Annotated in this window: 22 protein-coding genes; all 22 read right to left on the bottom strand. The window is 61.1% G+C overall.

Annotated features, from left to right (window positions below):
- On the bottom strand, positions 1-1,038 hold the full coding sequence (locus FIV05_RS12335) for a TRAP transporter substrate-binding protein (RefSeq protein ID WP_152509742.1): 1,038 nt from the start codon (positions 1,036-1,038) through the stop codon (positions 1-3).
- Positions 1,039-1,063: 25 nt separating this feature from the next.
- Positions 1,064-1,885: a putative hydro-lyase gene (locus FIV05_RS12330; RefSeq protein WP_152509741.1), complete on the bottom strand. Its 822-nt coding sequence runs from the start codon at positions 1,883-1,885 to the stop codon at positions 1,064-1,066.
- A gap of 73 nt (positions 1,886-1,958) precedes the next feature.
- Positions 1,959-2,867: a LysR family transcriptional regulator gene (locus tag FIV05_RS12325; protein WP_152509740.1), complete on the bottom strand. Its 909-nt coding sequence runs from the start codon at positions 2,865-2,867 to the stop codon at positions 1,959-1,961.
- A 179-nt stretch (positions 2,868-3,046) separates the two neighbouring features.
- Positions 3,047-4,621, bottom strand: coding sequence for an acyl-CoA dehydrogenase family protein (locus FIV05_RS12320; RefSeq protein ID WP_152509739.1), 1,575 nt, complete (start codon positions 4,619-4,621; stop codon positions 3,047-3,049).
- Positions 4,622-4,834: 213 nt separating this feature from the next.
- A complete protein-coding gene (locus FIV05_RS12315) occupies positions 4,835-5,290 on the bottom strand; it encodes a DUF3237 domain-containing protein (RefSeq protein ID WP_152509738.1) in 456 nt (151 codons plus the stop codon).
- Complete coding sequence (locus FIV05_RS12310) at positions 5,287-6,159, bottom strand: amidohydrolase family protein (protein ID WP_023003195.1); 873 nt, start codon at positions 6,157-6,159, stop codon at positions 5,287-5,289. The genes FIV05_RS12315 and FIV05_RS12310 overlap by 4 nt, the downstream gene beginning before the upstream one ends.
- Before the next feature lie 16 nt (positions 6,160-6,175).
- Positions 6,176-7,990, bottom strand: a complete 1,815-nt coding sequence (locus FIV05_RS12305) for a feruloyl-CoA synthase (RefSeq protein WP_152509737.1) — start codon at positions 7,988-7,990, stop codon at positions 6,176-6,178.
- A gap of 25 nt (positions 7,991-8,015) precedes the next feature.
- Complete coding sequence (locus FIV05_RS12300) at positions 8,016-8,501, bottom strand: MarR family transcriptional regulator (RefSeq protein ID WP_152509736.1); 486 nt, start codon at positions 8,499-8,501, stop codon at positions 8,016-8,018.
- A 4-nt stretch (positions 8,502-8,505) separates the two neighbouring features.
- Positions 8,506-9,273 (bottom strand): crotonase/enoyl-CoA hydratase family protein, encoded by a 768-nt coding sequence (locus FIV05_RS12295; protein WP_152509735.1) that lies wholly within the window; start codon positions 9,271-9,273, stop codon positions 8,506-8,508.
- A 10-nt stretch (positions 9,274-9,283) separates the two neighbouring features.
- Positions 9,284-10,048 carry an SDR family NAD(P)-dependent oxidoreductase gene (locus tag FIV05_RS12290; RefSeq protein ID WP_152509734.1) on the bottom strand — a complete coding sequence of 255 codons (765 nt, stop codon included), beginning with the start codon at positions 10,046-10,048 and terminating at the stop codon, positions 9,284-9,286.
- An 88-nt stretch (positions 10,049-10,136) separates the two neighbouring features.
- Positions 10,137-11,453 carry a TRAP transporter large permease gene (locus tag FIV05_RS12285; RefSeq protein ID WP_023003190.1) on the bottom strand — a complete coding sequence of 439 codons (1,317 nt, stop codon included), beginning with the start codon at positions 11,451-11,453 and terminating at the stop codon, positions 10,137-10,139.
- A complete protein-coding gene (locus tag FIV05_RS12280; protein WP_023003189.1) occupies positions 11,450-12,037 on the bottom strand; it encodes a TRAP transporter small permease in 588 nt (195 codons plus the stop codon). The genes FIV05_RS12285 and FIV05_RS12280 overlap by 4 nt, the downstream gene beginning before the upstream one ends.
- A 66-nt stretch (positions 12,038-12,103) precedes the next feature.
- Positions 12,104-13,144: a TRAP transporter substrate-binding protein gene (locus FIV05_RS12275; RefSeq protein WP_023003188.1), complete on the bottom strand. Its 1,041-nt coding sequence runs from the start codon at positions 13,142-13,144 to the stop codon at positions 12,104-12,106.
- Positions 13,145-13,707: 563 nt separating this feature from the next.
- On the bottom strand, positions 13,708-15,354 hold the full coding sequence (locus tag FIV05_RS12270; RefSeq protein WP_152509733.1) for a dihydroxyacetone kinase subunit DhaK: 1,647 nt from the start codon (positions 15,352-15,354) through the stop codon (positions 13,708-13,710).
- A gap of 11 nt (positions 15,355-15,365) precedes the next feature.
- Complete coding sequence (locus FIV05_RS12265) at positions 15,366-16,361, bottom strand: ABC transporter ATP-binding protein (protein ID WP_023003185.1); 996 nt, start codon at positions 16,359-16,361, stop codon at positions 15,366-15,368.
- Entirely contained in the window at positions 16,354-17,451 is a 1,098-nt protein-coding gene (locus FIV05_RS12260) for an ABC transporter ATP-binding protein (protein ID WP_152509732.1), read from the bottom strand. The genes FIV05_RS12265 and FIV05_RS12260 overlap by 8 nt, the downstream gene beginning before the upstream one ends.
- A 5-nt stretch (positions 17,452-17,456) precedes the next feature.
- Complete coding sequence (locus FIV05_RS12255; RefSeq protein WP_035908047.1) at positions 17,457-17,645, bottom strand: hypothetical protein; 189 nt, start codon at positions 17,643-17,645, stop codon at positions 17,457-17,459.
- Complete coding sequence (locus FIV05_RS12250) at positions 17,645-18,586, bottom strand: carbohydrate ABC transporter permease (RefSeq protein WP_023003182.1); 942 nt, start codon at positions 18,584-18,586, stop codon at positions 17,645-17,647. Before FIV05_RS12250 ends, FIV05_RS12255 begins: the two co-directional genes overlap by 1 nt.
- Positions 18,583-19,530 carry a sugar ABC transporter permease gene (locus FIV05_RS12245; RefSeq protein ID WP_152509731.1) on the bottom strand — a complete coding sequence of 316 codons (948 nt, stop codon included), beginning with the start codon at positions 19,528-19,530 and terminating at the stop codon, positions 18,583-18,585. Before FIV05_RS12245 ends, FIV05_RS12250 begins: the two co-directional genes overlap by 4 nt.
- A 201-nt stretch (positions 19,531-19,731) precedes the next feature.
- Complete coding sequence (locus FIV05_RS12240) at positions 19,732-21,051, bottom strand: extracellular solute-binding protein (protein WP_152509730.1); 1,320 nt, start codon at positions 21,049-21,051, stop codon at positions 19,732-19,734.
- A gap of 225 nt (positions 21,052-21,276) precedes the next feature.
- Entirely contained in the window at positions 21,277-22,458 is a 1,182-nt protein-coding gene (locus tag FIV05_RS12235) for a LacI family DNA-binding transcriptional regulator (protein ID WP_209009960.1), read from the bottom strand.
- A gap of 190 nt (positions 22,459-22,648) precedes the next feature.
- Entirely contained in the window at positions 22,649-23,608 is a 960-nt protein-coding gene (locus FIV05_RS12230) for an NAD-dependent epimerase/dehydratase family protein (RefSeq protein ID WP_152509729.1), read from the bottom strand.
- Positions 23,609-23,962 lie beyond the last annotated feature (354 nt).

The following is a 23,962-nucleotide window of genomic DNA, read 5'->3' as shown; positions in this document are numbered from 1 at the left end:
TTAGTTGGTCTTGATCTGCACACCGACGACGGCGCCGACGCTGTCGTTCCAGCGCGCAGCCCAGTCGCCACCGGCTCGCTCTGCCCATTCGGGCAGAACATCGGTTTCCAGGATCTGGCGTGCGCGCTCGATGTCACCGTCGCTGGCTTCGACCAGAACCATGTCCCGCACGTCGCCCGAAGCGCATTCGCCCTTGCCGGTCAGGCAGGCGATGTCATTGGTCAACGCACCCTCAGCCGATGCCCATGCGGGGGCTTCGAACTTCTCGGCAATTTCCTTTTCGATCAAAGCCCGGGTCTCGCCGGACAGAGCGTTCCACTTGTCGAGATTGATCGCCGTCACCACCGGGTCCCAGCCGCCAAGCGGGATCGGCAGAAGATGCGTGCTGACTTCCCACCAACCGGCGCTGTAGCCCGAGCCTGCCCCGGTCACGGCACAATCAACCACGCCTTTCTGCAGTGCACCCGGCACCTCGGAAAAGGCAACCGTAATGCCTTCTGCTCCGAGCGCTTCCAGGAACTTGGCCGTCATGCGCCCGGATGCACGGATCTTCTTGCCCTTCAGGTCGTCCAGCGAGCCAACTTCAGCGTTGCAGAACACCACCTGCGGCGGATAGGGCGCAATGGCAAGCACCTTGGAATTGAAGCGTTTTTCGAAGATCTCCTCGACCATCGGCCGGGCGGCATCGACCGCGGCATGAGCCTTGTCGGCAGACATGGCCACCAGCGGCACATCGAGACCTTCCAGTTCCGGTGCATCGGCAACTGCATAATCGCCCACCGTCATGCCGACGTCGAAAACACCCTGGCCGAGCAGGCGGAACACTTCGCCAACGCCGAGGTTCATCTGGTTGTGAGTGGTGACGGTTGTGCTGATGGTACCGCCGGATGCTTCAGGCAAGGCGGTCTGCCAGAACGGCGCCTCGTAGTCCTGGTGCAGAGGCAGGCTGGACCAGCTGCCGACGACCGACAGGTCTTCCGCAGCGGCGGCCGAGGACATGGCGACACCGGCCATTAGGAAAGTCATAATCTTTTTCATGTGTCCACTCCGTGAAGGTTCGAGCTTACAGCGTCTTTTTTGTTATGATTGGAATTTCAGCGTCATCCGGGATGTCCGTGATCAGCATGTGTCCCGGTTTGTGGGTAATCAGCAGCGGCAGGGCAGCGTTCTGGATGATGGCTTGCGGCGTCACTCCGCAAGCCCAGAAGACGGGCGTGTAACCGGCCAACACCGGCACCGCATCGCCCCAGTCCGGATTGTCGAGATCGGAAATGCCGATGGCCGCTGGATCGCCGATATGGACCGGTGATCCGTGCGCCAGCGGAAAGCGGGCCGAAATGGCAACCGCGTCCCGCACCCGCTCATCCGGGATCATACGCATGGAAACCACCATCGCTCCCCGGAACGGCCCTGCCGGTGTCGTTTCCAGGTTCGAGCGGTACATCGGCACGGTGACATTGTTTGAAATGTGCCAGAGGTCGATCCCCGCCTCGATTAGCGCATGTTCGAAGGTGAAGGAACAGCCGAGCGCAAAGGCAACGAGATCATCGGACCACAAGGCGCTTATGTCCGTCACCGAGCCTTCCAGCCGGCCATCGCGATAGATGTTGTAGGCGGGTACGTCGGTACGAATATCCAGGCAGTGTCCCAGGGTGAACAGGAGGGGGTTTCCCGTGTCTGACGCACCGATCAGCGGACAGGGTTTGGGATTGCGCTGGCAGAAGCGCAAGAAATCCAGCGCATAGGCTTCCGGAATGATCGCCAGATTTGCCTGAAGCAGGTTCTTGCCGAGCCCCGCCGTGTGCGAGCGATAGCTGCCGGACCTTATCTGCGCACGAAGCGTCTCGATGTTTTCCTGCCGAAGGGTTTCATAAGATTGCAGCACTGGGGCTCTCCTCCATTGGAGAAAGGCTCCCGCATTGCGGTTATAAACTCAAATTGAATGATTTTAGCAGATCTTATAAATAATTTTTATAGCCAGAGTAGGCGACCGCAACCTCCAGCGCCTTCTTCGCAGCAGCCGCCACGATGTGGCTGCGCGGGTCACCGAGATAGCTCGCCGAAAATCTCAGGGCATCCGGTACCCATCCCGGATCGAACTCGACGATGCTTCCTCCCTCGACATAGGGCCGTGCCAGCGCCCTCGGCAGTGCCGCGACCCCGAGCCCTGCTTCCACCAGCCTGAAACAGGCAGACAGAGACGATGACGGGAACATCTGCACGTCCGGTGCAACCCGTTCGAACAACAGTGTTTTCAGCTCGCGGTAAGGCCGCGTGTGCCGGGCGTAGGTAATCACGGGTTTTTCCCGCAAAAGCGCCTCGGCATGCGCTCCTTCGGCCGGACTGTCCGCCGCCACATACCAGCCGAGGTCGAAACCGGGCAGCTCGATATTGTCGACCGAATATTCCGAAATCGGCCCCAGCAACAGGGCCAGATCGATTTCCCGGTCGAGCAAACCGGAGCGCAGGTTCACCGAGATATCAACGTTGATTTCCACGATCAGGCTGGGAAAATCGGCCCGCAGCGCGGCAACCAGATCCGGCAGCCAGCACTGTGCAATGGTTTCCGAGGCTCCAATGCGCAGATGCCGGTCAATCCCCTCACGGGAGACCACCGTCTCCTCGACCTTGTCCGACAGACGTTCGAACTGCTCGGCAAATGTCTGCAGCAGCTCGCCGCGCTTGGTCAGCTTCAGCCTGCCGGGAGAGCGTTCAAACAGCTCGGTTCCCAGCGCCTCTTCCAGCCGTTTGATCCGCGTCGTCACCGCCGGCTGCGTCAGGTTCAAACTGCCTGCGGCCTTGTTGACGCCGCCATGGCGGACAACGGCCAGAAAGGCCCTCAGCTGATCGAGATTGAGCGGATGCATGCAACGTCCCGGCGTGATCGGTTTGAGCTACATTGCGCGAAGCTGCGGACATTGAAAAGGTTTCGGGAAAAGACCGGCGTGCAAAAGCAGAACGAGAGAGAACCTCATCCCCGGCCTTTTTCGCGAGACATTGCTGCCCCAGGGCTCGTTGAAGGAAAGAGTTTCGTTACAGTTTAGGCTCAGGCGCTCAGCGCCAGTTCGGGCCCTGCAAGCACTTTCCCTGCAAGCCGCCTGATCCGCTCAGGGTCAGGATGGAGGTCAGCCTTTTCTGCCTTGCGTGCCCACAGGACCTTCAACAGCGTCTTGCTCGTCAGTTTCATGAAGTCATGGGCAAGGGCTGCCGGGTCCTCGCTCTGCAACACCCGGTCCCTCACCAGGCACCAGTTGGCAACAACCTCGCCCAGTTGCGGGTAAATCTTGTCGTTCCGCAGACATTCGTCCCGCAGGAATTCCTCGAATGCCTTGCTTTCCTTGCCTGGCAGCAGACGCGTGACCAGTGCTCTTTCATGAATGGCGTTGGCACCTTCATAAATCGCGGTGATCCGCACATCCCGGTAGCACTGTTCCAGGAAGTATTCCTTCAGATAGCCGTACCCGCCGAGCACCTGCATGCCAAGCTCCGTTGCCTGCATGCCGGCTTGCGTGCAGTAAGCCTTCGCGATCGGTGTCAGGAATTCCGCCAGCGCCCGGTTCTCGCCTGCCTCAACCGTGACCAGCGCCAGATGCGCGATTGCTCGTCCGCCAAGGGCAAGGGTATCGATCTCGTCCAGCATGCGACGTACGTCGGCATGACCATCCAGCGTCACTGGCTTGCCCGCGGCATCCCGGCCCTGCTTGCGTTCCGCCGCATAGGTGCTGGCGATATCCGCAGCGCGGGCGGCATGAGCAACACCCTGCAAGGCCACGTCCACGCGGGCATGGTTCATCATCGTGAACATCGCCTTCAGGCCTTCGCCTTCCCGGCCGACCAGTTCGGCGACGGCGCCGTCGAAAGCAAGCTGGCAGGTGGGCGAAGCATGCAGACCCATCTTTTCCTCAATACGGGTAACGGTTACCGCATTGCGGCTGCCGTCCGCGCGGGTGCACGGGCATAGAAACAGCGACAGACCCTTCACGCCGTCGTCTGACGTGCGGGCCAGCACCAGGTGATGGATCTTCTCGCTCATGTTCTGATCGCCGCCGGAGATGAAGATTTTCTCGCCGCTGATTGACCAGCCATCGCCACTCTGCACAGCCCGGCAACGGATGCGGGAAAGATCGGATCCCGCATCCGGTTCGGTCAGGCACATGGTGGCAAGTGCCTCGCCGGAGGCAAATTGCGGGATCACGCGCGCTTGCTGATCTTCCGTGCCAAAGGCCAGCAGGGTGCGGGCGGCACCCGCAGCAAGGCTCGTCACCATCTGCAGACTGTGGTTGGCGCCGGTGAAGATTTCCGAGGTGATCGCAAGTACGCCTGCATCAAGCCCCTGCCCGCCAAGTGCTTCCGGGATCGTCAATCCCGGCCAGCCCTGTTCCGCATAGGCGGCATAGGCTTCGCGGAACCCGTCCGGCATTTGCACCCGTCCGTCCACCAGCCGGCAACCCTGGCTGTCGCCCGGTTCGTTCAACGGGGCCAACTGCTCTTCTGCAAAGGCAGCAAAATGACCGCCGATCTCGGCGGCAAGATCCGCATCGAAGTCCGGCAGATCGGCTGCCCCGGCAACATGGGTCAGGCAGAACAGGATATCGTCAAGCGGTGCGGCAAAGGGTTTCATGGCTACAGGCTTTCAACAGATACTCAATCGGATATTCGCTTTGTATTCCCCCTCATCCTGAGGAGGACCTTCAGGTCCGTCTCGAAGGATGGGCCGCTTGCGCCGGAGATTGCCGCCCATCCTTCGAGACGGGCTGTCGCCCTCCTCAGGATGAGGAAGCAGCCGGACAAAGGCTTCTGGCAAAGAGGCGTCCAAGGCCAAGTTGTTGCTCCCTCACCCCACCCGAAACAAGGACACAAGCACGGCGGAGGCAAGACGCCGGCCGGTGCCGACGAAGAGAGTATTGTTGACCCAGTCATAACGCGGGTCTCCCGTCTCCAGCCTCGCCGCCGTGCGGAAGTAATAGAGTGCAGGGTCGACATCCTCGCCGCGGGCAAGCGCTTGCAGCACGTCCGGCGGACCATGACGAACCCCCTTGTTGATGATCTCGATCACCGCGCCGTCTTCAGTCTCGAAGGCATAACGGGTGTCGATGTCGGCCGCACCGTCCGCCAGGATCGTCTGCCAGTCGGCGCCCATGTCGAGCACCGTTCCGGACACCTGACCAGACACCCGGCCACCGACAATCGGGATGATCCGCCGCGTTCCCGCTCTGCCCTGCCCCATCTCCCGGACAGGGCCAAGTTCGACCTCAAGATCGCAGAAATGGGTGAGCTCCGGAGTGATCATGCCAGCCCCAGCAGCCTTGCCGCATTGCCCTTGATGATGTCCGGCCGCAGCTCGTCCTTGATGGCGATCTTCTCGAAATCCGCCAGCCAGCGTTCCGGTGTGATCATCGGCCAGTCGGAGCCGAACAGCACCTTCTTCTTCAAGATCGAATTGCAGTATTTCACCAGGATTTCCGGGAAATACTTCGGCGACCAGCCGGAAAGGTCGATATAGACGTTCGGCTTGTGCTGGGCGACCGCCAGGGCTTCCTCCTGCCAGGGGAAGGACGGGTGCGCGAGGATGATCTTCATGTCGGGAAAATCGACCGCGACATCGTCCATATACATCGGGTTGGAATATTTCAGCCGCATGCCGTTGCCACCGCGCATGCCGCTGCCGACACCTGTCTGGCCGGTATGGAAGAGCGCGATGGAGCCTTCTTCCGCAATCGCCTCGTAGAGTTCGTAGGCCATGCGGTCGTTGGGGTAAAAACCCTGCATCGTCGGGTGGAACTTGAAACCCTTGATGCCGAAATCCCTCATCAGACGCCGCGCCTCGCGCGCACCCATCTTGCCCTTGTGCGGATCGATGGAGGCGAAGGGGATCAGCACATCGTCGTTTTCGGCGGCAAGCTCCGCCACTTCCTCGTTCTTGTAACGGCGGTAGCCGGTCTCGCGTTCGGCATCGACCGGAAAGATTACCGCCGCAATGTTCTGTTCGCGGTAATGAGCTGCCGTTTCCGGTACGGTCGGCGGATGGCTCCAGGGCGCGCGGAAGTATTTCGCCATCGTGGCCTGCAAGTCGTCATAGCCATCGTCGGAATGACAACCGCAGGGTTCTTCGGCGTGAGTGTGGATGTCGATGGCGCGAACCTTGGTGATGTCGACCATTTCAAGCGCTCCTCAATCAGAGTGTGACCACAGCAGGGTCATCGTCGGTGTAAAGCCGTTCCAGCAGGGCCTCGCGGCGCGCCAGAACCTTTCGGATGTTCAGATTGCCCTTGGCGGTCATCTCGCCTTCGGGCATGGAAGCCGGCTGAGACAGCACGATGGCGCGGGACACCAGTGTCGAGCTGCCGCTGATCTCGCGGGCGCGCGCCGAAAGCCGGCGGTGGATTTCGCCCTGCAGCAGCTTGCAGCGGAAAGCTCCGTCATCATCGTTGAGGTCAAAGCCTTCCCGGGTCAGCTCCGCAACATTCGGGAAGATCATAACCCCGATCTGCTTCCGATCGGCGCCGGTGATGATCAGGTCTGCGGCAAGCGGTGCGAGACGGGACAGCATGTCCAGCTTCAGTTGCGCCGCCCGCACCCAGGTGCCGGACTGCAGCTTGAAGTCTTCCGATATCCGGCCGTCAAAGCGCATGCCCTTGTTTGCGTCTGCCGGATCAAGAAACAGCATCGCATCCCCGGTGATGAAGAACCCTTCTTCATCGAAGGCCGCGGCGGTCTTTTCAGGATCGTTGAGATAGCCGGGCATCACGTTGGGGCCCTTCACCCGGACTTCGCAGCGCATGTCCGCATCAGGCAAAAGCTTGACGGTGACGCCGCTCACCGGAACACCGACAATGCCGGAGTGCGGTGCAGGTTCCTGCTGCATCAGGGCCGAGGGCGCTGTTTCGGTCAGTCCCCAGGAAGACGTCATCAAGGGCACCTCGCCCTTGACCTCCATCGCCATGCGCTCAAAGCCGGACCAGACTTCCTGCGGCAGGGAGGCACCTGCATAGAAGATCAGGTCCAGATCCTCGAAGAAGCGCTGACGCAGGTCCGCGTCCGCTTCCAGTGCCTTCAGCAGCATGCCGAAGCCAAGCGGCACGTTGAACACCAGCGTGCCGGTCTTCAACGACAGGTTCTCCACCGTCCGTTCGAACAGGCCCTTCACCGGCTTGCCGTCGTCAATGTAGAGACTTCCACCGTTGGCCAGCATCATGTTGAAATTATGCGAGCCGCCGAAGACGTGGTTCCAGGGCAGCCAGTCGACGATCACCGGCGGGCGCTTGCGCAGGAACGGCATGGAGTCGGCAAGCTGGGCCTGGTTCACGCACATCATCCGGTGGGTGGTCAGAACGCCCTTCGGGCTGGAGGTCGAGCCGGAGGTCATCAGGATCTTGCCGACCGTATCCGGCGTGACGGCCGCGAAAGCGCTGTCGACGTCGACGCTGCCGTCTCCCTTCAGAAGATCGGCGAAGGCGGTAACGTTCCGGCTTCCCGGGCGGCTGGCGACAATCTCGACCGACGCAAGATCTTCCAGGTTCAACGCTTCGCCGTATTGGTCCGCATCGACCACATAGGCCATTTTCGGCTTGATGAGGCTGATCGCCTCGCGCAGGCGGCCATGGGCACCGTGAATGAGCGAATACTGCTCGGCCACCGGCACCACCGGCACTCCGACATACTGTGCGGCAAGCGCAAGAATGCCGTGATCGACACCGTTGCCGGACATGATCAGGATCGGCGTATTCGCCCCCATGCCCCTTGCCAGGAGCGCGGCACCGATCGCCCGCACTTTTTCCAGGATGCCCGCATAGCTTTCCTCGCGCCAGCCGGCACCGCTGCGTTCGGCCAGAAACACCCTGTCCGGTGCTTCCTTCGCCCATTGGTGCAGCCAGTCTCCCGTCCGCTCGGCCACCGGGCTCAGCGGATAGGTGGACTGCAGCAGAATGCTGCCATCCGGACGGTCTTCCCGCTCGACCGAGTGGCGCAGAAATTCCGTGGTGCGCTTCATGATCGTCTCCTCCCGAAACTTCATGTCAGTCTTCCCGTTGGCGGTTGCTTTCAATCAGTTGCATCACCTTGGTGGCGACACTCAATGCGTCCTTGCTGATACCGTTGAGCAGCATCTTCTCGTGCTCCATGACCGCGGCGATTGCCTTTTCACACAGCCGGCGACCGGCCAGTGTCGCCTTCAACGCATAGGCCCTGCGGTCACTCGGCAACCGGTCACGGATGATCAGGTCACGCCGCTCCAGTTCGTCGACAATCACGACCAGGTTGGGCCGTTCGATATCCATGGCCTCGGCCAGTTGCGACTGGCGCAGGCCCGGGTTGTCGACGATCAGCACCAGGGCGGTATAGGTCAGCATGCGCAGGTCGAACGGCTTCAGGGTGCGGCTCAGGTCCGACTGGATGACGTTGAACGTCCGCTTCATCTGATAGCCGTAGAGCGCGCGCAGGGTCCTGTCGCTGACGTTGACAATTCCGGTCTCGCTCTCCGGTTCCATCGCGGTTTTCCTCATGAGATCACCTGAAGGTCGGGTTGCGCTTTTCCAGGAAGGCGGCAAGGCCTTCCAGCGCGTCCGGGCTGGTCTGCGTAATGGCGGCGCACAGGCTCTCGGTAAAGAGACCGTCCGTCTTGGACATGTCCGCAATGCGCGCCAGCGCCTGGATCATGATGTAGTTGGACAGCGGCGCGTTGGAAGCGATCCGGCCTGCCAGGTCCTGTGCCTTGGCCAGCGCCTCTCCCTCGCCGACGGTGTAATGAGCAAGGCCCAGACCCAGGCCTTCGTCCGCATTGTACTTGCGGCCGGTCAGCATCATCTCGGTCATCCGGTCCGCGCCCAGTATGCGGCCCACGCGCACGGAAGCGCCACCACCGACGAAGATGCCCCGGCGGCCTTCCGGCAGCTGGAAGAACGCGGAGGTTTCGGCAACGCGCACATGGGTGGCACTGGCCAGTTCCAGACCGCCGCCGATGACGGCGCCGAACATGGCGGACACCACCGGCAATCCGCCGAACTGGATCCGGTCCATCACCTGGTGCCAGCCACGCGAATGGCGCATGGTTCCTTCCGCGTCGCGGGCCACATGCTCGGACAGATCAAGGCCGGAGCAGAAATGCCCGGCCGTGCCGGTGATGACCACGGCCTTCACCTCGGCGGGCGGAGACAGGAAAAAGCCGTCAATGGCTCCAAGCAGCTCGTCGCACATGGCGTTGCGCTTGTCCGGACGGTTCATGGTCAGGGTCGCGACGCTGTCGGAAATCTCAATTTTCAGGATCGGTTCTGTCATCGGTGTCTCCTCAGCGCGGCGGCAGGCGCACGGCGCCATCCAGGCGGATGGTCGTGCCGTTCAGGAACGGGTTGGTCACGATGTGCCCGGCAAGCAGGGCGAATTCCTCCGGCTCGCCAAGACGTGGCGGGAACGGAATGTTGGCAGTGATCTTGGCTGAGACCTCTTCCGGCAGGCCTTCCATCATCGGCGTTCTGAACAGGCCCGGCGCAATGGCCATCACGCGGATGCCGTGCTGGGCAAACTCCCGCGCTGCCGGCAGACACATGGCAGCAATGCCGCCCTTGGACGCCGAATAGGCAGCCTGGCCCAGCTGGCCGTCCTCGAAGGCGACCGATGCCGTATTGACGATCACGCCTCGTTCGCCGTTTTCCAGCGGCTCCACGTCCATGAGGCGTCTTGCGGCATGGCTCATGACATTGAATGTGCCGAAGAGATTGACCTTCAGCGTCTTTTCAAACGTATCGAAGGAGAGCTTGCCTTCCCGGCCGACGATGCGCGCGGCAAAGCCGACGCCCGCGCAGTTGACGACAGCGCGCGGCGTTTTACCGAGCAACCCGATGGCTTCGTCGAGGGCAGCGCCTACGGCTGCCTCGTCGCTGACGTCGGCCTGAACGGCGAAGCCGCCGATTTCTTCCGCCACAGTGCGGGCCCGGTCGATATCGAAATCGAGGATCGCAACTTTCGCGCCCTGGCTCGCAAAATGACGGGCCGTCGCGGCCCCGAGGCCACTGCCGCCACCTGTCACGAAAGCCGCTTGTCCGGATATCAGCATGGCACAGCCCCTGAATTGGTTTTAGTCATCATTGTTATATCTCATACCTATTTTGATACACCGAAAGGGCGCACTCCTTCCGGCTGGGTTAGCCAGCCAGAAGGAACAGGGTGATTGACGGAAAGAGGACCAACAGGATCACGCGGACTATGTCGGACGTTACGAACCAGAGAACCGCCTTGTAGGTCTCCTTCATCGGCGTCGACCGATCCATCGCATTGATGATGAAAAGGTTCATGCCGACGGGTGGTGTAATCAGCCCCACCTCGACAACGATCAGCACCAGGATACCGAACCAGATGGCAACGTGTTCCGGGCTCATGCCGAAGTCGAGCACGCTGATCACCGGAAAGAAGATCGGGATGGTCAGAAGGATCATCGACAGGCTGTCCATCAGGCAACCGAAGACCAGGTAGAACAGCAGGATCAGCGTCAGAACGACAAGCGGACTGAAGCCCTGGCCGACGACCCAGCCGGAGAGTTCCTGCGGCAGCTGGCTGAGTGCCAGGAAGCTGTTGTAGAAGCCGGCACCGAGCACGATGAAGAAGATCATCGCCGTGCTCATGGCCGTCTGGATCATGCTGTCGACAAAGACCTTCCAGGTCAGGTTACCGGAAATGAGCGCGATGATGCCCGTTCCGGCCGCACCGACGGCAGCGCCCTCGGTCGGGGTGAACCAGCCCAGATAGATACCCCCGACAACGAGCCCGAACACCAGAAGCACAGGCCAGACGTCCATCAGCGCACGCATGCGCTCCGCATAAGGCACCGGCTCACGCGTTCCGGCGGAGCCAGGATTGAGGCGGACATAGATCGAGATGGTGATCATGTAGCCGATGGCCGCCAGAATGCCCGGAATGAAGGCAGCCAGGAACAGCTTGGCAATGTTCTGCTCGGTCAGGATGGCATAGATCACCAGGATGACCGACGGCGGAATGAGAATGCCGAGCGTGCCGCCGGCGGCCAGCGTTGCCGTCGAAAAGCCGCCGGAATAGCCGTAGCGGCGCAGTTCCGGCAGGGCGACACGGCTCATGGTGGCGGCGGTTGCCAGCGACGATCCGCAGATGGCGCCAAAGCCCGCGCAAGCCCCGACCGCAGCCATGGCAACACCGCCCTTGCGATGGCCGAGCCAGCTTTCGGCGGCCTTGAAGAGAGACGACGACATGCCGGAGTGGGTCGCGAACTGTCCCATCAGCAGGAACATCGGAATGATCGTCAGCGAGTAGCTGGAGAAGGTGGAATAGGTTTCCGACTTCAGCTTGGCGAGAATGATGTTGGAACTGCCGGTCGCAAGATAGAGACCGCCCAGACCGCAGATCATCATGGCAAGGCCGATCGGCGCCCGCAGGAAGATCAGCAGCAGAAGAACGGGAAACGACAGGTAGCCGAGTTCAAGCAGGCTCAATGGACCCCTCCCTCGGCATCGGGCGTGAAACGCCGGCCGGTGATCAGTTCAAGCACCTTGGCGACGGCGCAGTACAGCGCGACGACGGAGGCAACAGCGGCGGCGGCAAAGCTGAGCGCGAAGGCCCACCAGATCGGAAACTGCAGCAGGAAGGTGGTTTCGTTGTAGCGCATCTTGTCTTCCATCCCGACGAACAGCCGCCAGGTGATCAGGAAAATCAGCAAGCTGAGGAGAACCTCCCACACGACTTCCAGCCACCGGTTCATCCAGCGCGGAAAACTGCCGGCGAAGACGTCCACGGTGGCGTGCCCCCGCTTAAGCTGGCAGATGGGCAGAAAGGCGAAAATGGTGAAGCTGATCCCCGCCTCGACCAGCTCGAAATCGCCGGAAACCGGACCGACACCGGTCGCGATCAGCGCGTTGGCGGCGCTTTCGGACAGCGAGGTCATGAATTCGGAATGGCCGAATGTGTTCAGCCCGCGGCCAAGCACGCTGACACAGGTCAGCCCGATCAGCGCCGTCAGAACCAGACCGCCAAGGATCGCCATGAAGCGCGCGAGACGCTCCACCAGAGTGAGCAGCATTTTACGTGTATCCTGTCGAAGGATGCCCTCCGGAACACCTGGTTCCGGAGGGCTGCTTCATGACGGTCAGTTGGCCATCAGCGCTTCGGCACGGGCCTGCAGCGCCTTGCCGTCGATGCCCTTGGCATCCATTTCGGCGTACCACTCGTCGATGGTGCCCTGAGCGGCGGCTTCCCACTCGGCAGCCTGCTCGTCTGTCAGCGTGATGATGTTGTTGCCCATCTCCACGGCTGCGGCCCGCGGGCCGGCATCATCGGCCTGCATCTGCTTGCCGGCGAAGGCAGAGAATTCCTCACCGGAGTTTGCGTCGATGATGGCCTTCAGGTCGTCCGGCAGGCTGTCGTACTTGTCCTTGTTCATCCCGAAGATGAAGGACGTGGTGTAGAGCGCCTTGCCCGGAAACTCGGTGTGGTTCTTGACCAGCTCGTTCACCTTCAGCGCGCCGACGACTTCCCACGGAATAACCGTCGCATCGACAACACCTTTGCTGAGCGCTTCCGGAATGGCCGGAACCGGCATGCCGATCGGCGTTGCACCCAGATTGGAGAACAGCTTGTTGGTGACACGGGTCGGTGCACGCAGCTTGACGCCGTTCAGGTCAGACAGTGCGACGATCGGCTTGCTGGAGTGGATGACACCGGGACCATGAACCCAGAGGGCCAGCGGCTTGAAGCGCGCGAAGTCCTCATCCATCATCGTTTCTTCGGCAAGCTTCCAGTAGGCGCGGGACATGGTCTCCGCATCCGTCATCGTGAACGGAAGCTCGAACACTTCTGCGCGCGGGAAGCGGCCCGGGGTGTAACCGGCAACGGTCCAGACGATATCAACGACACCATCGACCACCTGATCGATCAGCTCCGGCGGCTTGCCGCCCAGCTGCATGGCCGGATAACGCTCGATCTTGATGCGCCCACCGGATTCCGCTTCGATCTTGTCGGCCCAGGGGTCGAGAACGTTCTTGGGTACATTGGCCTGAGCCGGCAGAAACTGGTGCAGGCGCAGCGTGACTTCCTGCGCAAGTGTGGACGACATGCTCCCGCCAAGTGCGATTGCGGAGACAGTCGCAGCCACAGCCAGTTTGGCAAACTGCTTATGCAAGTTGATCATGGTTTCCTCCCTGTTCGATCAACTTCAAAACCTGACCGGATTCCTCCCTCCGATCAGATGATGATCTATAATAGTTATATTACATAACTTTTTTCAAGCTCTATTTGGCGACCTGGTTCACTCCCTTCGCCTTGAGCTTTGCATGCAGGCGACCAATCGGAAAGTTATACATTCTGGTCAGCCGCAAAAGCATCACAAGATCCCGTAAAATTTGCCGGAGTTTGTGATGGATCAATCCCGAAGGCAAGGGTTTCCGTGAGAAGAATGGACAGAAAACGTCTTTATCATCAACCCTGCCACTTCCTGCAAAGGAAGACCCGCCAGCCGGCATGACGACAGGCACCTTACCTAACGCAAGGGCATCAAGGCAGTAACATCAAGCCAACGGGAATTTGTGGAAAGCATGCCGGAGGTCGCAACGTCCCGGGCCTTGCGGGCTATCCGTACGACGGAACACCATTGGCGCGAACACTCGACCAGGGGTCGGTTGAATAGAATGGAAAATCAGGGAAAGCACCGGCAGGCCGTGAGCTCGAAGCCCGGCCTGCCGGTCAGGTGCCGGCCTACGCGGACTTGGAGGTAAGGGCCGGTGAGAGGGTCAGTTGCTCGAACAGCCGGGCGACGGCCTCCGCGCCCGGATCGTTGTGACCGGAGAGGCTCGCCTCCGAGACATAGGATGCCCTGCCCGCGCGCGCCCGCGTGATCCGCGACGTGGCGTCTGCGCCCTGACGGGCTTCGGCGGCTGCCGCCTCGACGCCGTTTTCCAGAGCGTTGAGCGCCGGCAGAAGGGCGTCGATCATGGTGCGGTCACCCGGCTGGGCGCCGCCCACCTGCATGATCCGGTCAAGACCGGCCTTCAACGCTCCAATGGCCCCACGGCCGCTGGAGGACGCATCGCCGGCAGCGGCAAAGAAGATCGCCAGCAGGACACCGGAAGACCCGCCCATCGTCTGGCTGAGTTCCAGACCGATGGCGCGATAAAGCTGGGTGAGATCCGCCAGCGGCAACCGGTCGAGCGCCTTCACCAGCGCCCGGGCGGCGGTGGCAAGCGTGCTGCCGGTATCGCCGTCGCCCGACTTGGCATCAAGCGCATTGAGATCGTCCTCGGCCGCGATCAGGATGTCGCAACACCGCTCGATGAACTTACGCGTCTCCGGGTTCTTGGACGGCAGCGGCTGGATCGGCGTCAGACCGTCCGGCAGCGGCAGCACCGACACAGCGCCAAGCGCAAGACAGCCGGGCCACGCCCAGGGTGCGACCGGCGCCTGCAGCAGGGCTTCTTCCGTCTTGCCGACGGGCAGCAGCGACACGGAGAACCCATGCATGTCGAGCGAGGTCATCATCGCCGCGGGGCCGATGACCCAGCGGATCTGGCTGCCGATGCGCGAGGCCGTGAGTTCTTCCAGAAGCACCGACATTTCAAGAGGTGTCGTGCTGCCCAGGTTGTTCACGATCGCCACATGAGGTCCGGGTGCGAGGTTCGGTGCAAGCCGGTCCACCACCATGGCCATGGCGGCGCGGGCATTCGAATAATCAACCTGCTCGATCCCCGCCTCGCCGTGAATGCCAAGTCCGAGTTCTGCCTTGCCATGAGCAATCCGGTCTTCCTTGGGCGACCCCGGCACCGTGCAGGTGTCCAGCGACATGCCGATCGAGATTGCACCGCCGATGGTTTTCTTCGCTGCATCGGTAATGGTCTCCAGATCCGCGCCCTGATCGGCAAGCGCTCCGGCGATCTTGTGCACGAACAGCGTACCGGCGACACCGCGCGCCTGCGGCAGGTCCGGCAGGGCAACGTCGTCATCGACAATCACCATGTTGACCTTCAGTCCGAAGGAGCGGGCCCGCTCGGCCGCAAGACCGAAGTTCAGCCGGTCGCCGGTGTAGTTCTTGACGATCAGCAGGCAGCCGGCCTTGCCTGTAACGGCCAGAATGCCCGCCAGCACCGCATCCACAGAGGGAGATGCAAACACCTCGCCGCAGACGGCCGCCGTGAGCATGCCCTGGCCAACGAAACCTGCATGGCTCGGCTCATGACCAGAGCCGCCGCCGGAGACAAGCGCCACCTTGGATTTGTCCCAGTCGGTGCGCACCACCACCTTGATATGCGGATAGCCGTCGAGACGGGCGAGCCGCCCGCCGGCTGTGCGCAGCATGCCGTCAATCGCTTCGGTGACGAGCGTTTCCTTGGTATTGATGAATTGCTTCATGTCCCGTCTCCTCAGGAAATGCGAGCGCCGCTGGCGTCGAAGAAAAGCGGATTTCTTGGTTGAATGGCGAGAGTGTCGCCCGGTTCCAGGGCGGTGTGGCTGTCTGACAGCGTTACGACGGAATGTCCATCCAGAGATAGATGCAGCCGGGTCTGATCACCCAGATGTTCGACCCGGCGAACTTCCGATACCTTGCCCTCGCCTTGCGCGATATGCTCCGGGCGCAGACCGATGGTCTTGGCGCCGCTCGGCGCACCGGCGAAAAGATCGGCCGGCAGCACGTTGATGCGTGGCTGGCCGAGACGCCCGGCGACATAGAGATTGACCGGGTTCTCGTAGATCTCGCGCGGCGATCCGAATTGCACCAGGCGGCCATGATCGAGAACACCGACGTGCGTTGCCATGGTCATGGCCTCGATCTGGTCATGGGTCACGTAAAGCAACGTTGCCCCCAGGCTTTCCTGAATGCGCTTCAACTCGATGCGCAGGTCCGAACGCAGCTTGGCATCAAGCGAGGAAAGCGGTTCATCCATCAGATAGATGGACGGATCGCGCACCAGTGCCCGGCCGATGGACACCCGCTGCATTTCGCCGCCGGAAAGGTTGGTCGCCTTGTTGGCAAGCTTGTGCGAAATGCGCAAGACTTCAGCCACTTCGGCAACCTTGCGGTCGATCTCGTCCGCAGGCGTCTTGAGCAAGGGCGAGCGAAGCGGAAACGCCAGGTTCTCCCGCACGCTCATGTGCGGATAGAGCGAATACTGTTGGAACACCATGGCGACGTTTCGCTGCGCCGGCGTGTCGCCAACCACCGATCGCCCCGCGATGACGACGTCGCCCGCGTCCGGCTGTTCCAGTCCCGCGATCAGACGCAGGATGGTGGTCTTTCCGGCCCCCGTCGGCCCCAGCAACGTCACGAAAGCGCCGTTGGGGATGTTCATGCTCACCTCATCGACAGCGAGCGTATCGCCGAAACGCTTGGTGAGGCCTGACAGCCTGACTTCAGCCATGAGCAAGCACTCCCTCGTTCAGTTCCGACCGCAGCGCCCGCCCCGACTGATTGTCGAACAGCGTCACCGTTGATCCGTTGAATTCGAGGCCGACAAATTCGCCGGCGCGAACAGGCTGGTCTGAGGGAATGCGGGCCTTCAGCTCACCGGAGGCTGTCTTCAACGTGACGATCTGAGTGGTGCCGAGATATTCGGCTGCCAGAACCTCGCCCCGGTAGGATCCGCTGTCGTTGAGCGTGATGTGCTCCGGACGGATGCCGAAGACCATGTCGCCTTCAAAGGGTTCCATCAGCCGCGGCACGTCCAGTTCCTCGTGATGCATCATCACCTTGGACGCGCCCGCATGGACCTCGCCGTGAAAGCGCAGGAAGTTCATCGGCGGCGAGCCGATGAAGTCGGCAACGAACATGGTTGCCGGCTTGTCGTAGATATCCTGCGGCGTGCCGAACTGCTCGATGACGCCGTGGTTCATGACGACGATCTTGTCGCCCATCTGCATGGCTTCCAGCTGATCGTGGGTGACATAGACAGTGGTGGCGCCCATGCGGTCATGCAGGGCCCGCAGCTCCTCGGCCATATGCTCGCGGAACTCCGCATCGAGCGCACCGAGCGGCTCGTCCATCATGAAGGCTTTCGGATCCCGGACGATGGCCCGGCCGAGAGCGACACGCTGACGGTCGCCGCCGGAAAGCCCACCCACGGGCCGGTCGAGGATGTTCTCGATGCCGAGAATGCGGGCAACTTCCGCAACTTTCTCGGCAACCTGATGTTTTGGCATGCCCTGGCTGACCAGCGGATAGGAGATGTTCTTGCGCACATTCATGTGCGGGTAGAGGGCGAACATCTGGAAGACGAAGGCGATATCGCGCTGGCTTGCCGGCCGTTGGCCGACCTCCTCGCCGTCGATATAGATCTCGCCCGACGTCGGCAGTTCCAGCCCGGCGATCATGCGCAAGGTGGTGGTCTTGCCGCAGCCGGACGGGCCGAGCAGCATGAAGAACTCACCGTCCTCGATCTTGAAGGAAGACGACTGCACGGCGGTGAAGTCGCCGAATTCCTTCCGAAGGTTTCTGATTACAATCTCTGCCAAGACAGTCACTCCGGAAAGTGGCTGACGATGATGAACATGACTGTTCCGGTCAGCGTGACGATGAAGGAATAGGTGTAGGCCCACAGGAAGACCGGCTGCATCAGCATGATCACCCCAATGGCGATCAGAAGGGATGCGAGCATTTCCCAGGACCCGCGGCGCAGGCGGACGAGGCCGCTCATGAAATCGCTGATCATTTGCGAACCGCTCCGAAGGTGATGCCGCGCAGGAGATGTTTGCGAAGCAGGATGGTGAAGACCATGACCGGCACCAGGAACAGGGTTGCCCCTGCCGCGACCGCCGGCCAGTCCTGGCCGCCGACGCCGATGATGGTCGGAATGAAGGGGGGAGCCGTCTGTGCCGTGCCGGAGGTCAGCAGCACCGCGAAGGCATATTCGTTCCACGAGAAGATCAGGCAGAAGATGGCCGTCGAGGCGATGCCCGTTGCCGCCTGCGGCAACACCACCTTGTAGAATGCCTGGAAGCGGGTGTAGCCGTCGATCAGCGCCGCTTCCTCGTATTCTCGCGGGATCTCGTCGATGAAGCCCTTCAGCAGCCAGACCGCAAGCGAGATATTGACAGCCGTATAGAGAAGGATCATGCCCAGGTGCGTATCCGACAGACCAAGGGTGCGGAACATCAGGAAGATCGGGATCGCGACCGCGATAGGTGGCATCATTCTTGTCGACAGGATGAAGAACAGCAGATCGTCCTTCAGCGGCACCTTGAACCTTGAAAAGGCATAGGCGGCGAGTGTTCCGAGGAACACCGACAGGAAGGTGGAGCCGAAGCCGATGATGACCGAATTCAGAAACCTTTCGCCGTAGCGGGAGGGGCCCGCGATCACCATGTCGCGGTTGCGCACGATTTCCTCGTACCAGGTAGCGGGCGGCGGCAGCGCCTGAAGCTGTTCCGGCGACACGCGGGTGCGGGTGGTGAAGAGGTTGACGTAGCCTTCCAGCGACGGCTCGAAGAGCACCTTCGGTGGATAGGCGATGGCATCGACCGGAGACTTGAACCCTGTTGTCAGGATCCAGACCAGCGGCAGCAGGGTGATGACCGCGTAGGCGATGACCAGCGACCCGGCCACCCACTTCTGCCGCGAAGACGGTTCTGTGATGGAATAGCTGCTCATCTTTCCTTCACCTTGTTCAGGGCTTTGACATAGATCGAGGCGAGGCCGAAGACAGTCACGAACAGGACGATCGCGTAGGCGGAGGCATAGCCGGTGCGCCACTTCTCGAAGGCTTCACGCTTCAGGTTGATGGAGGTGAGCTCAGTCACGGAGCCGGGGCCACCGCCCGTGAGCTGCACCACAAGATCGAACATCTTGAAGTTCTCGATGCCGCGGAACAGGACTGCCAGCATGAGGAAGGGCAGCACCATGGGCACAGTGATCGTCCAGAACTGGCGCCACTTGCTGGCCCGATCGATTTCCGCGGCCTCGTAGATATAGTCCGGTATCGATCGGAGGCCTGCCAGACAGATGAGCATCACGAAGGGGGTCCACATCCAGGTATCGACGATCACGATGGCCCAGGGCGCGAGCGCCACGTCGCCGATCATCTGGAAGGATGCCGGATCGACCCCGGTGAAGAAGGACACACCGTAATTGAAGAGACCGATCTGCGGCTGGTAGAGAAAGGTCCAGAAGTTACCGACAACGGCCGGCGACAACATCATCGGCAGCACGATCAGGGTGGTCCACAGATCGTTGCCCCTGAATTTCCGGTTGATCAGCCAGGCCAGGGTGAAACCGATCAGCACCTGCAGGACGATGGTCCAGAACAGAAAATGCGCGGTCGCCTGCATGGTCAGCCAGATGTCGCCATCAGTCAGGATGCGCTCGTAATTGCGCAGGCCGATGTATTCGACATCGCGGTTGGGCCGATTGGCCCGGAAATTCGTGAAACTGAGATTGATCGTCCAGATCAGCGGGAAGATATTGACCGCAAGCAGCAGGAAAATTGTCGGAGCGACAAAAAGCCAGGCAATCGTACGGTCGGAAAGCCCTCGGATTTTCGCGGCAACGGTGGGCGGCGTTGCCTTGGCTACTCGGTCTATCGGGGTGTCGGACATGAGACGCTCTTCTTGAGAAACGGTTCCGGAAAGCACGGGCCGGGCCGGTCGGTCTTTCAGGGTGAGACAGCCCGCCAGAAGGCGGGCCGTCCGCAGAGGCAGGATCAGGATTTGGCCGACAGAATACCGGCCACCCGCTGAGACAAGGGCAGGTCAAACCCTGACAAGCGCATTGGCATTGTCAGGGTTCGCCTGGAGCCGTCAGAGCTTGCCTTCGTCCTCGAAGGTTTCGGTCCAGTCGGCGATCAGCTTGTCGAGCGCTTCCTGCGCGGTGCCCTGGTCGGCAACCACATAGTCATGAAGGCGTTTTTGCATCGCCAGCAGCAGTTCGGCGTAAGCCGGCTCCTGCCAGAAATCCATCACGTTATCCATGGCCAGAAGGAAGTCGGACGCGAACGGCGCACTGTCCGGGAAGCTCGGGTCACTGAGAACGCTCACATGGCAGGAATAGCCGCCGAGATCCCACCACTTCTTCTGAACGCTCGGCTGTGCGAACCACTTGATGTACTCAAGCGCCGCATCCTGCCTGTCGGAATAGGCCACCACGGAGATGCCCTGCCCGCCGAGCGTCGAGGCTTCCCGGTTCTGGCCGGGATTGACGAAGAAGCCGATCTTGTCCCCGCCCACATCCGGGTCGGCATAAAGGCCGGGGAAGAAGGCGAACCAGTTCATGGCCATGGCCACCTGCCCCGACTTGAAGGCATCGAGGGACTGTTCCATGTAGCTATCGGTGTAGCCCGGTGGCGTGCCGGTCTTGTAGAGTTCCTTGTAGAACTCCAGTCCCGCCACGGCCTCGGGCGAGTTGACCGCACCTTCCATGTCGTATTTGCCCGGTGTCATCTCGTATTTGAAGCCGAACGGATAAAGCGCACTGGTCGCGCCCATGGTGATGCCTTCCGAGCCGCGCTCGGTGAAGATGGACGCGCCGTACCGGGTCTGACCGTCGATCTCGCGTCCCTGGAAGAACTGTGCGACTTCCAGAAGCTCAGCTTGCGTCTTGGGCGGAGCCAGGTCGCGGCCGTGCTTCTCCTTGAAGGCAGCCTGAATTTCCGGCATTTCGAACCAGTCCTTGCGATAGAACCAGCCGTTGGCATCGCCCATGGCCGGCAGCGCATAGTAGTTCGGCTCGCCCTTGGGCCAGGTGGAATAGGCATAGACGGTCGCCGGAGCGAAATCGTCCATGCTGATACCTTCCTTCTCGAAGAAGTCGTTCAGCTTGACGTAATGGCCGTTTTCCGCACCGCCGCCGATCCACTGGCTGTCGCCGATCAGCAGATCGCACAGTTTGCCGCCGGAGTTCAGCTCGTTCAGCATGCGGTCGGCGAAGTTCGGCCAGGGCACGAATTCGAAATTCATGGTGTGGCCGTACTCGGCTTCAAATTCCTTCGACAGCTCGACCAGCGCGTTGGCCGGATCCCAGGCCGCCCAGCACAGCGTCAGCTCATCGGCCTGCGCATTGGAAACAGATAGTCCGCTAACCGCAACAATGGCGGTTGCCGCGAGAAGTTTCGCAGTTTTCATGGGTGAAGTCCTCCCGAATGGTCGCGCGCCGGCGCATGCCGGACCGCAGCACTCCTCCAAGTGCAGGCTCACGCTATCTGACATACGTATGTCACGTCAATCAAAAAACTGACATACGTCTTTCTTTTCGAGATCAATCAGACCTGAACCATGCCGACAACACAGGGCATGATATTGATATTGCTTATTTTTAAGGGACAGAACTCTTGGCCGGAACGGCCAGCCTCAATAGAGGTTTTCGCGCATGATGATCTCGATCCGGATCTTTTCCTGCGCCTCATAGATGTCCGTGCCGTCGCATTTGGCCCGCAAGACCCGCAGGGCACTGCGCACGAGATGCCCGACATTCTGGGCGATGACAGCATCAAGTTCGCCATCGGCAAGAGCCTGCCGCGTTACGGGCGTCAGATCGTGAGCGATCACCACAAACCGTCCGGCAACGCCATGCTCACGCAATGCATCCAGCATGGCCGCATTGCCCGACCCCATGGAATAAACCGCCTTCAGCTCCGGGTGTGCCTTGAGCGCGTGGTCAAGGGTTTCATGGATCCGGTCCGGATCGTCGTAGAATTCGATCGTCGGCAGGGTTTTCAGTTGCGGAAAGTCCCGCGACAGCACTTCGTCCAGACCGAAGCGCCGCTCGATGCTGTCGCGCGCCACCATGGAATTGGTCACCACCAGGATGCTGCCGGTCTCGTTGCGCAAAAACTTGCCCAACAGCGCCCCTGCGGTCTTGCCGGCGGAGAAATTGTCGACACCTGCGAAATAGTGGCACTTCGAGTTCGGCAGGTCAGACACCAGCGCGACGACGTAAACACCTGCACTCTTGATATGCGCAATGGCATCGCGCACCTGCGGTGTTTCCGGAACCATCATGGCAACGCCGTCCAGTTCGGACAGGTCCAGGGTCTTCAGCCTGTCGACAACCGCGTGCGGGTCGGCGGCGTCGACCAACAGGACGCTGACGTCGGTCCGGTCCGCCACCTGCGCACCGGACGCTTCTTCGACCGCGGCCACCAGCGTTTCGACGAAATGATTGGGCCCTTCGGGAAGAACGAAAACGAATTTGTACTGGCGCTGCCTGGCAAGATTGGCCGCATTGGTATCGCGCACATAGCCGAGCTTGCGGACAGCTTCCTTCACCCGCTCCGCGTTCTTCGGGCGCACATCCGCACGCCCGTTCAAGACCCGGTCGACGGTCGACAGGCTGACCCCGGCCTCCCGGGCGATATCGTGTACGGTAGGCTTGACCATCACGTCTCCCGGACCATCCCGCGTTCTCGTGAACACAGACAAGATGATCCACCACTTCAACGCCGATCTGCGTCCGGGCGCTCCCGCGGGACCGACCGGACACCCGCTGATCGACAGGGAGACAATGTCGCGCAGCATTCTGACATACGTCAATCAAAAATCCGCTTTACGGCGATTGACGGAAGAAATTTCCCCAAGGATATCAGGCAATTGCAAATCGCGGGCAAGCCTTGCAGAAGCAAGACGGCGCCATTGGCCACGCTTTCCTGCAGCTAATCCGATTCATGGCAACAGGGCAAGCCAGGCCGGTCGTTTCAACCGGCACCAGCTCAAGGAAAGGCAATCAAACAGCGGACAGACCGGGGTCAGTAGCACCTGCACTGTAGGCACATGCAGGCTCTGCAAGCGGAGCCTCGCCATTTGCATCCGCAAAGGCCCGGACCATGTGCGCAAGCCCTTCCTCTATGCTTGTCTTCGTTTGCCAGCCAAGCAATTGCCGTGCTCTTTCCCCCGACCCGACGAAGCCGTTGACGTCGAAGCTGCGCGGCCCGACATGGTGGATTTCGGCGGCCGTTCCGGCAAGCCGTACGCTGGCTTCGGCAAGTTCGGTCAGGCTGGTGCCGACACCGGAGACGAATTGCACAGGTGGCGGCGCCTTCCGTTCCGCCTCGATGAAAGTGACCATCTTCAGGATACCGTCAACGACATCATCCAGATAATTGAAGTCGAAGACATGATTGCGGCCCTCGACCTGCAATCTCCGCCCTTCGGCGGCGGCTCTTGCGAAGGCGGGTACAACGCGGTCCGCATGATCGGAAATCCGGCCATAGACGTTCGAGAACCGCAGGATCACGGCCTTGACACCGACCTCCTGGGCCGCCTCCACCAGCTTTTCGCCTGCCAGCTTCGACCGTCCGTAGACATTCATCGGGCAGCGCGCAGTGTCTTCATCTGCCGGAAACCGCGTTACCGGCCCATACGCTTCCCGGCTGCTGCCGAAGAGAACCCAGGGACGGCTCCCGCTACTTGCAGCAGCTGCAAGGACGTTGCGGGTTCCCCCGACATTCACGTCCCGGCACAGCACGGGATTATGCTCGCCCCAAAGCACCCGGGACACCGCTGCAAGGTGAATAACGCCGCCGCAGCCCCGCACCGCGTCTTCAACAGCAGTGCCGTTGCGGCTGTCCTGCCCAGCCTCGGCAATATCAAACGTGCGGACGGGACGGCCCAGCGCCGTCAGCGTGTCCACAAGGGCGGACCCGATAAGGCCGGCACTTCCGGTGATCAGTATGGGAAGGGACATGATGTGGTGTGTTCCAGGGTAGCTGCGAAAGCCCGGCCGCCTACCCGCTCGGCCGTTAAATCGCGCCTAGCACGCGCCGTGCCAAAGACGCCCGGCAGCATCACAAAGCTGCTGCGGATCAAAAACTCTCGGCCAATTCCGCCAGACAGCTTCTCCATCAAGCTGCGTTTGCTCGGAGCCCCCTCCGCCAATGCCGGCCCATGGCATGGCCGCGCCATGGCATTTCCTGCCCAGCGCACCACCAGCACCGGGCGAATTTTGCCTGGCGAAAGCGGCAGGCTTTGTCCAAAGCGACCAACAGTCAGCATCCATTCAACAGGAGAAATCAGCGTTTTTCGCCAAAACAGCCACTGG

The sequence above is a fragment of the Labrenzia sp. THAF191a genome, assembly GCF_009363335.1.
Taxonomy (GTDB): Bacteria; Pseudomonadota; Alphaproteobacteria; order Rhizobiales; family Stappiaceae; genus Roseibium; species Roseibium algicola.
Note: the sequence above shows the minus strand (reverse complement) of the source record. Positions and strands in the feature narration are given on the sequence as shown.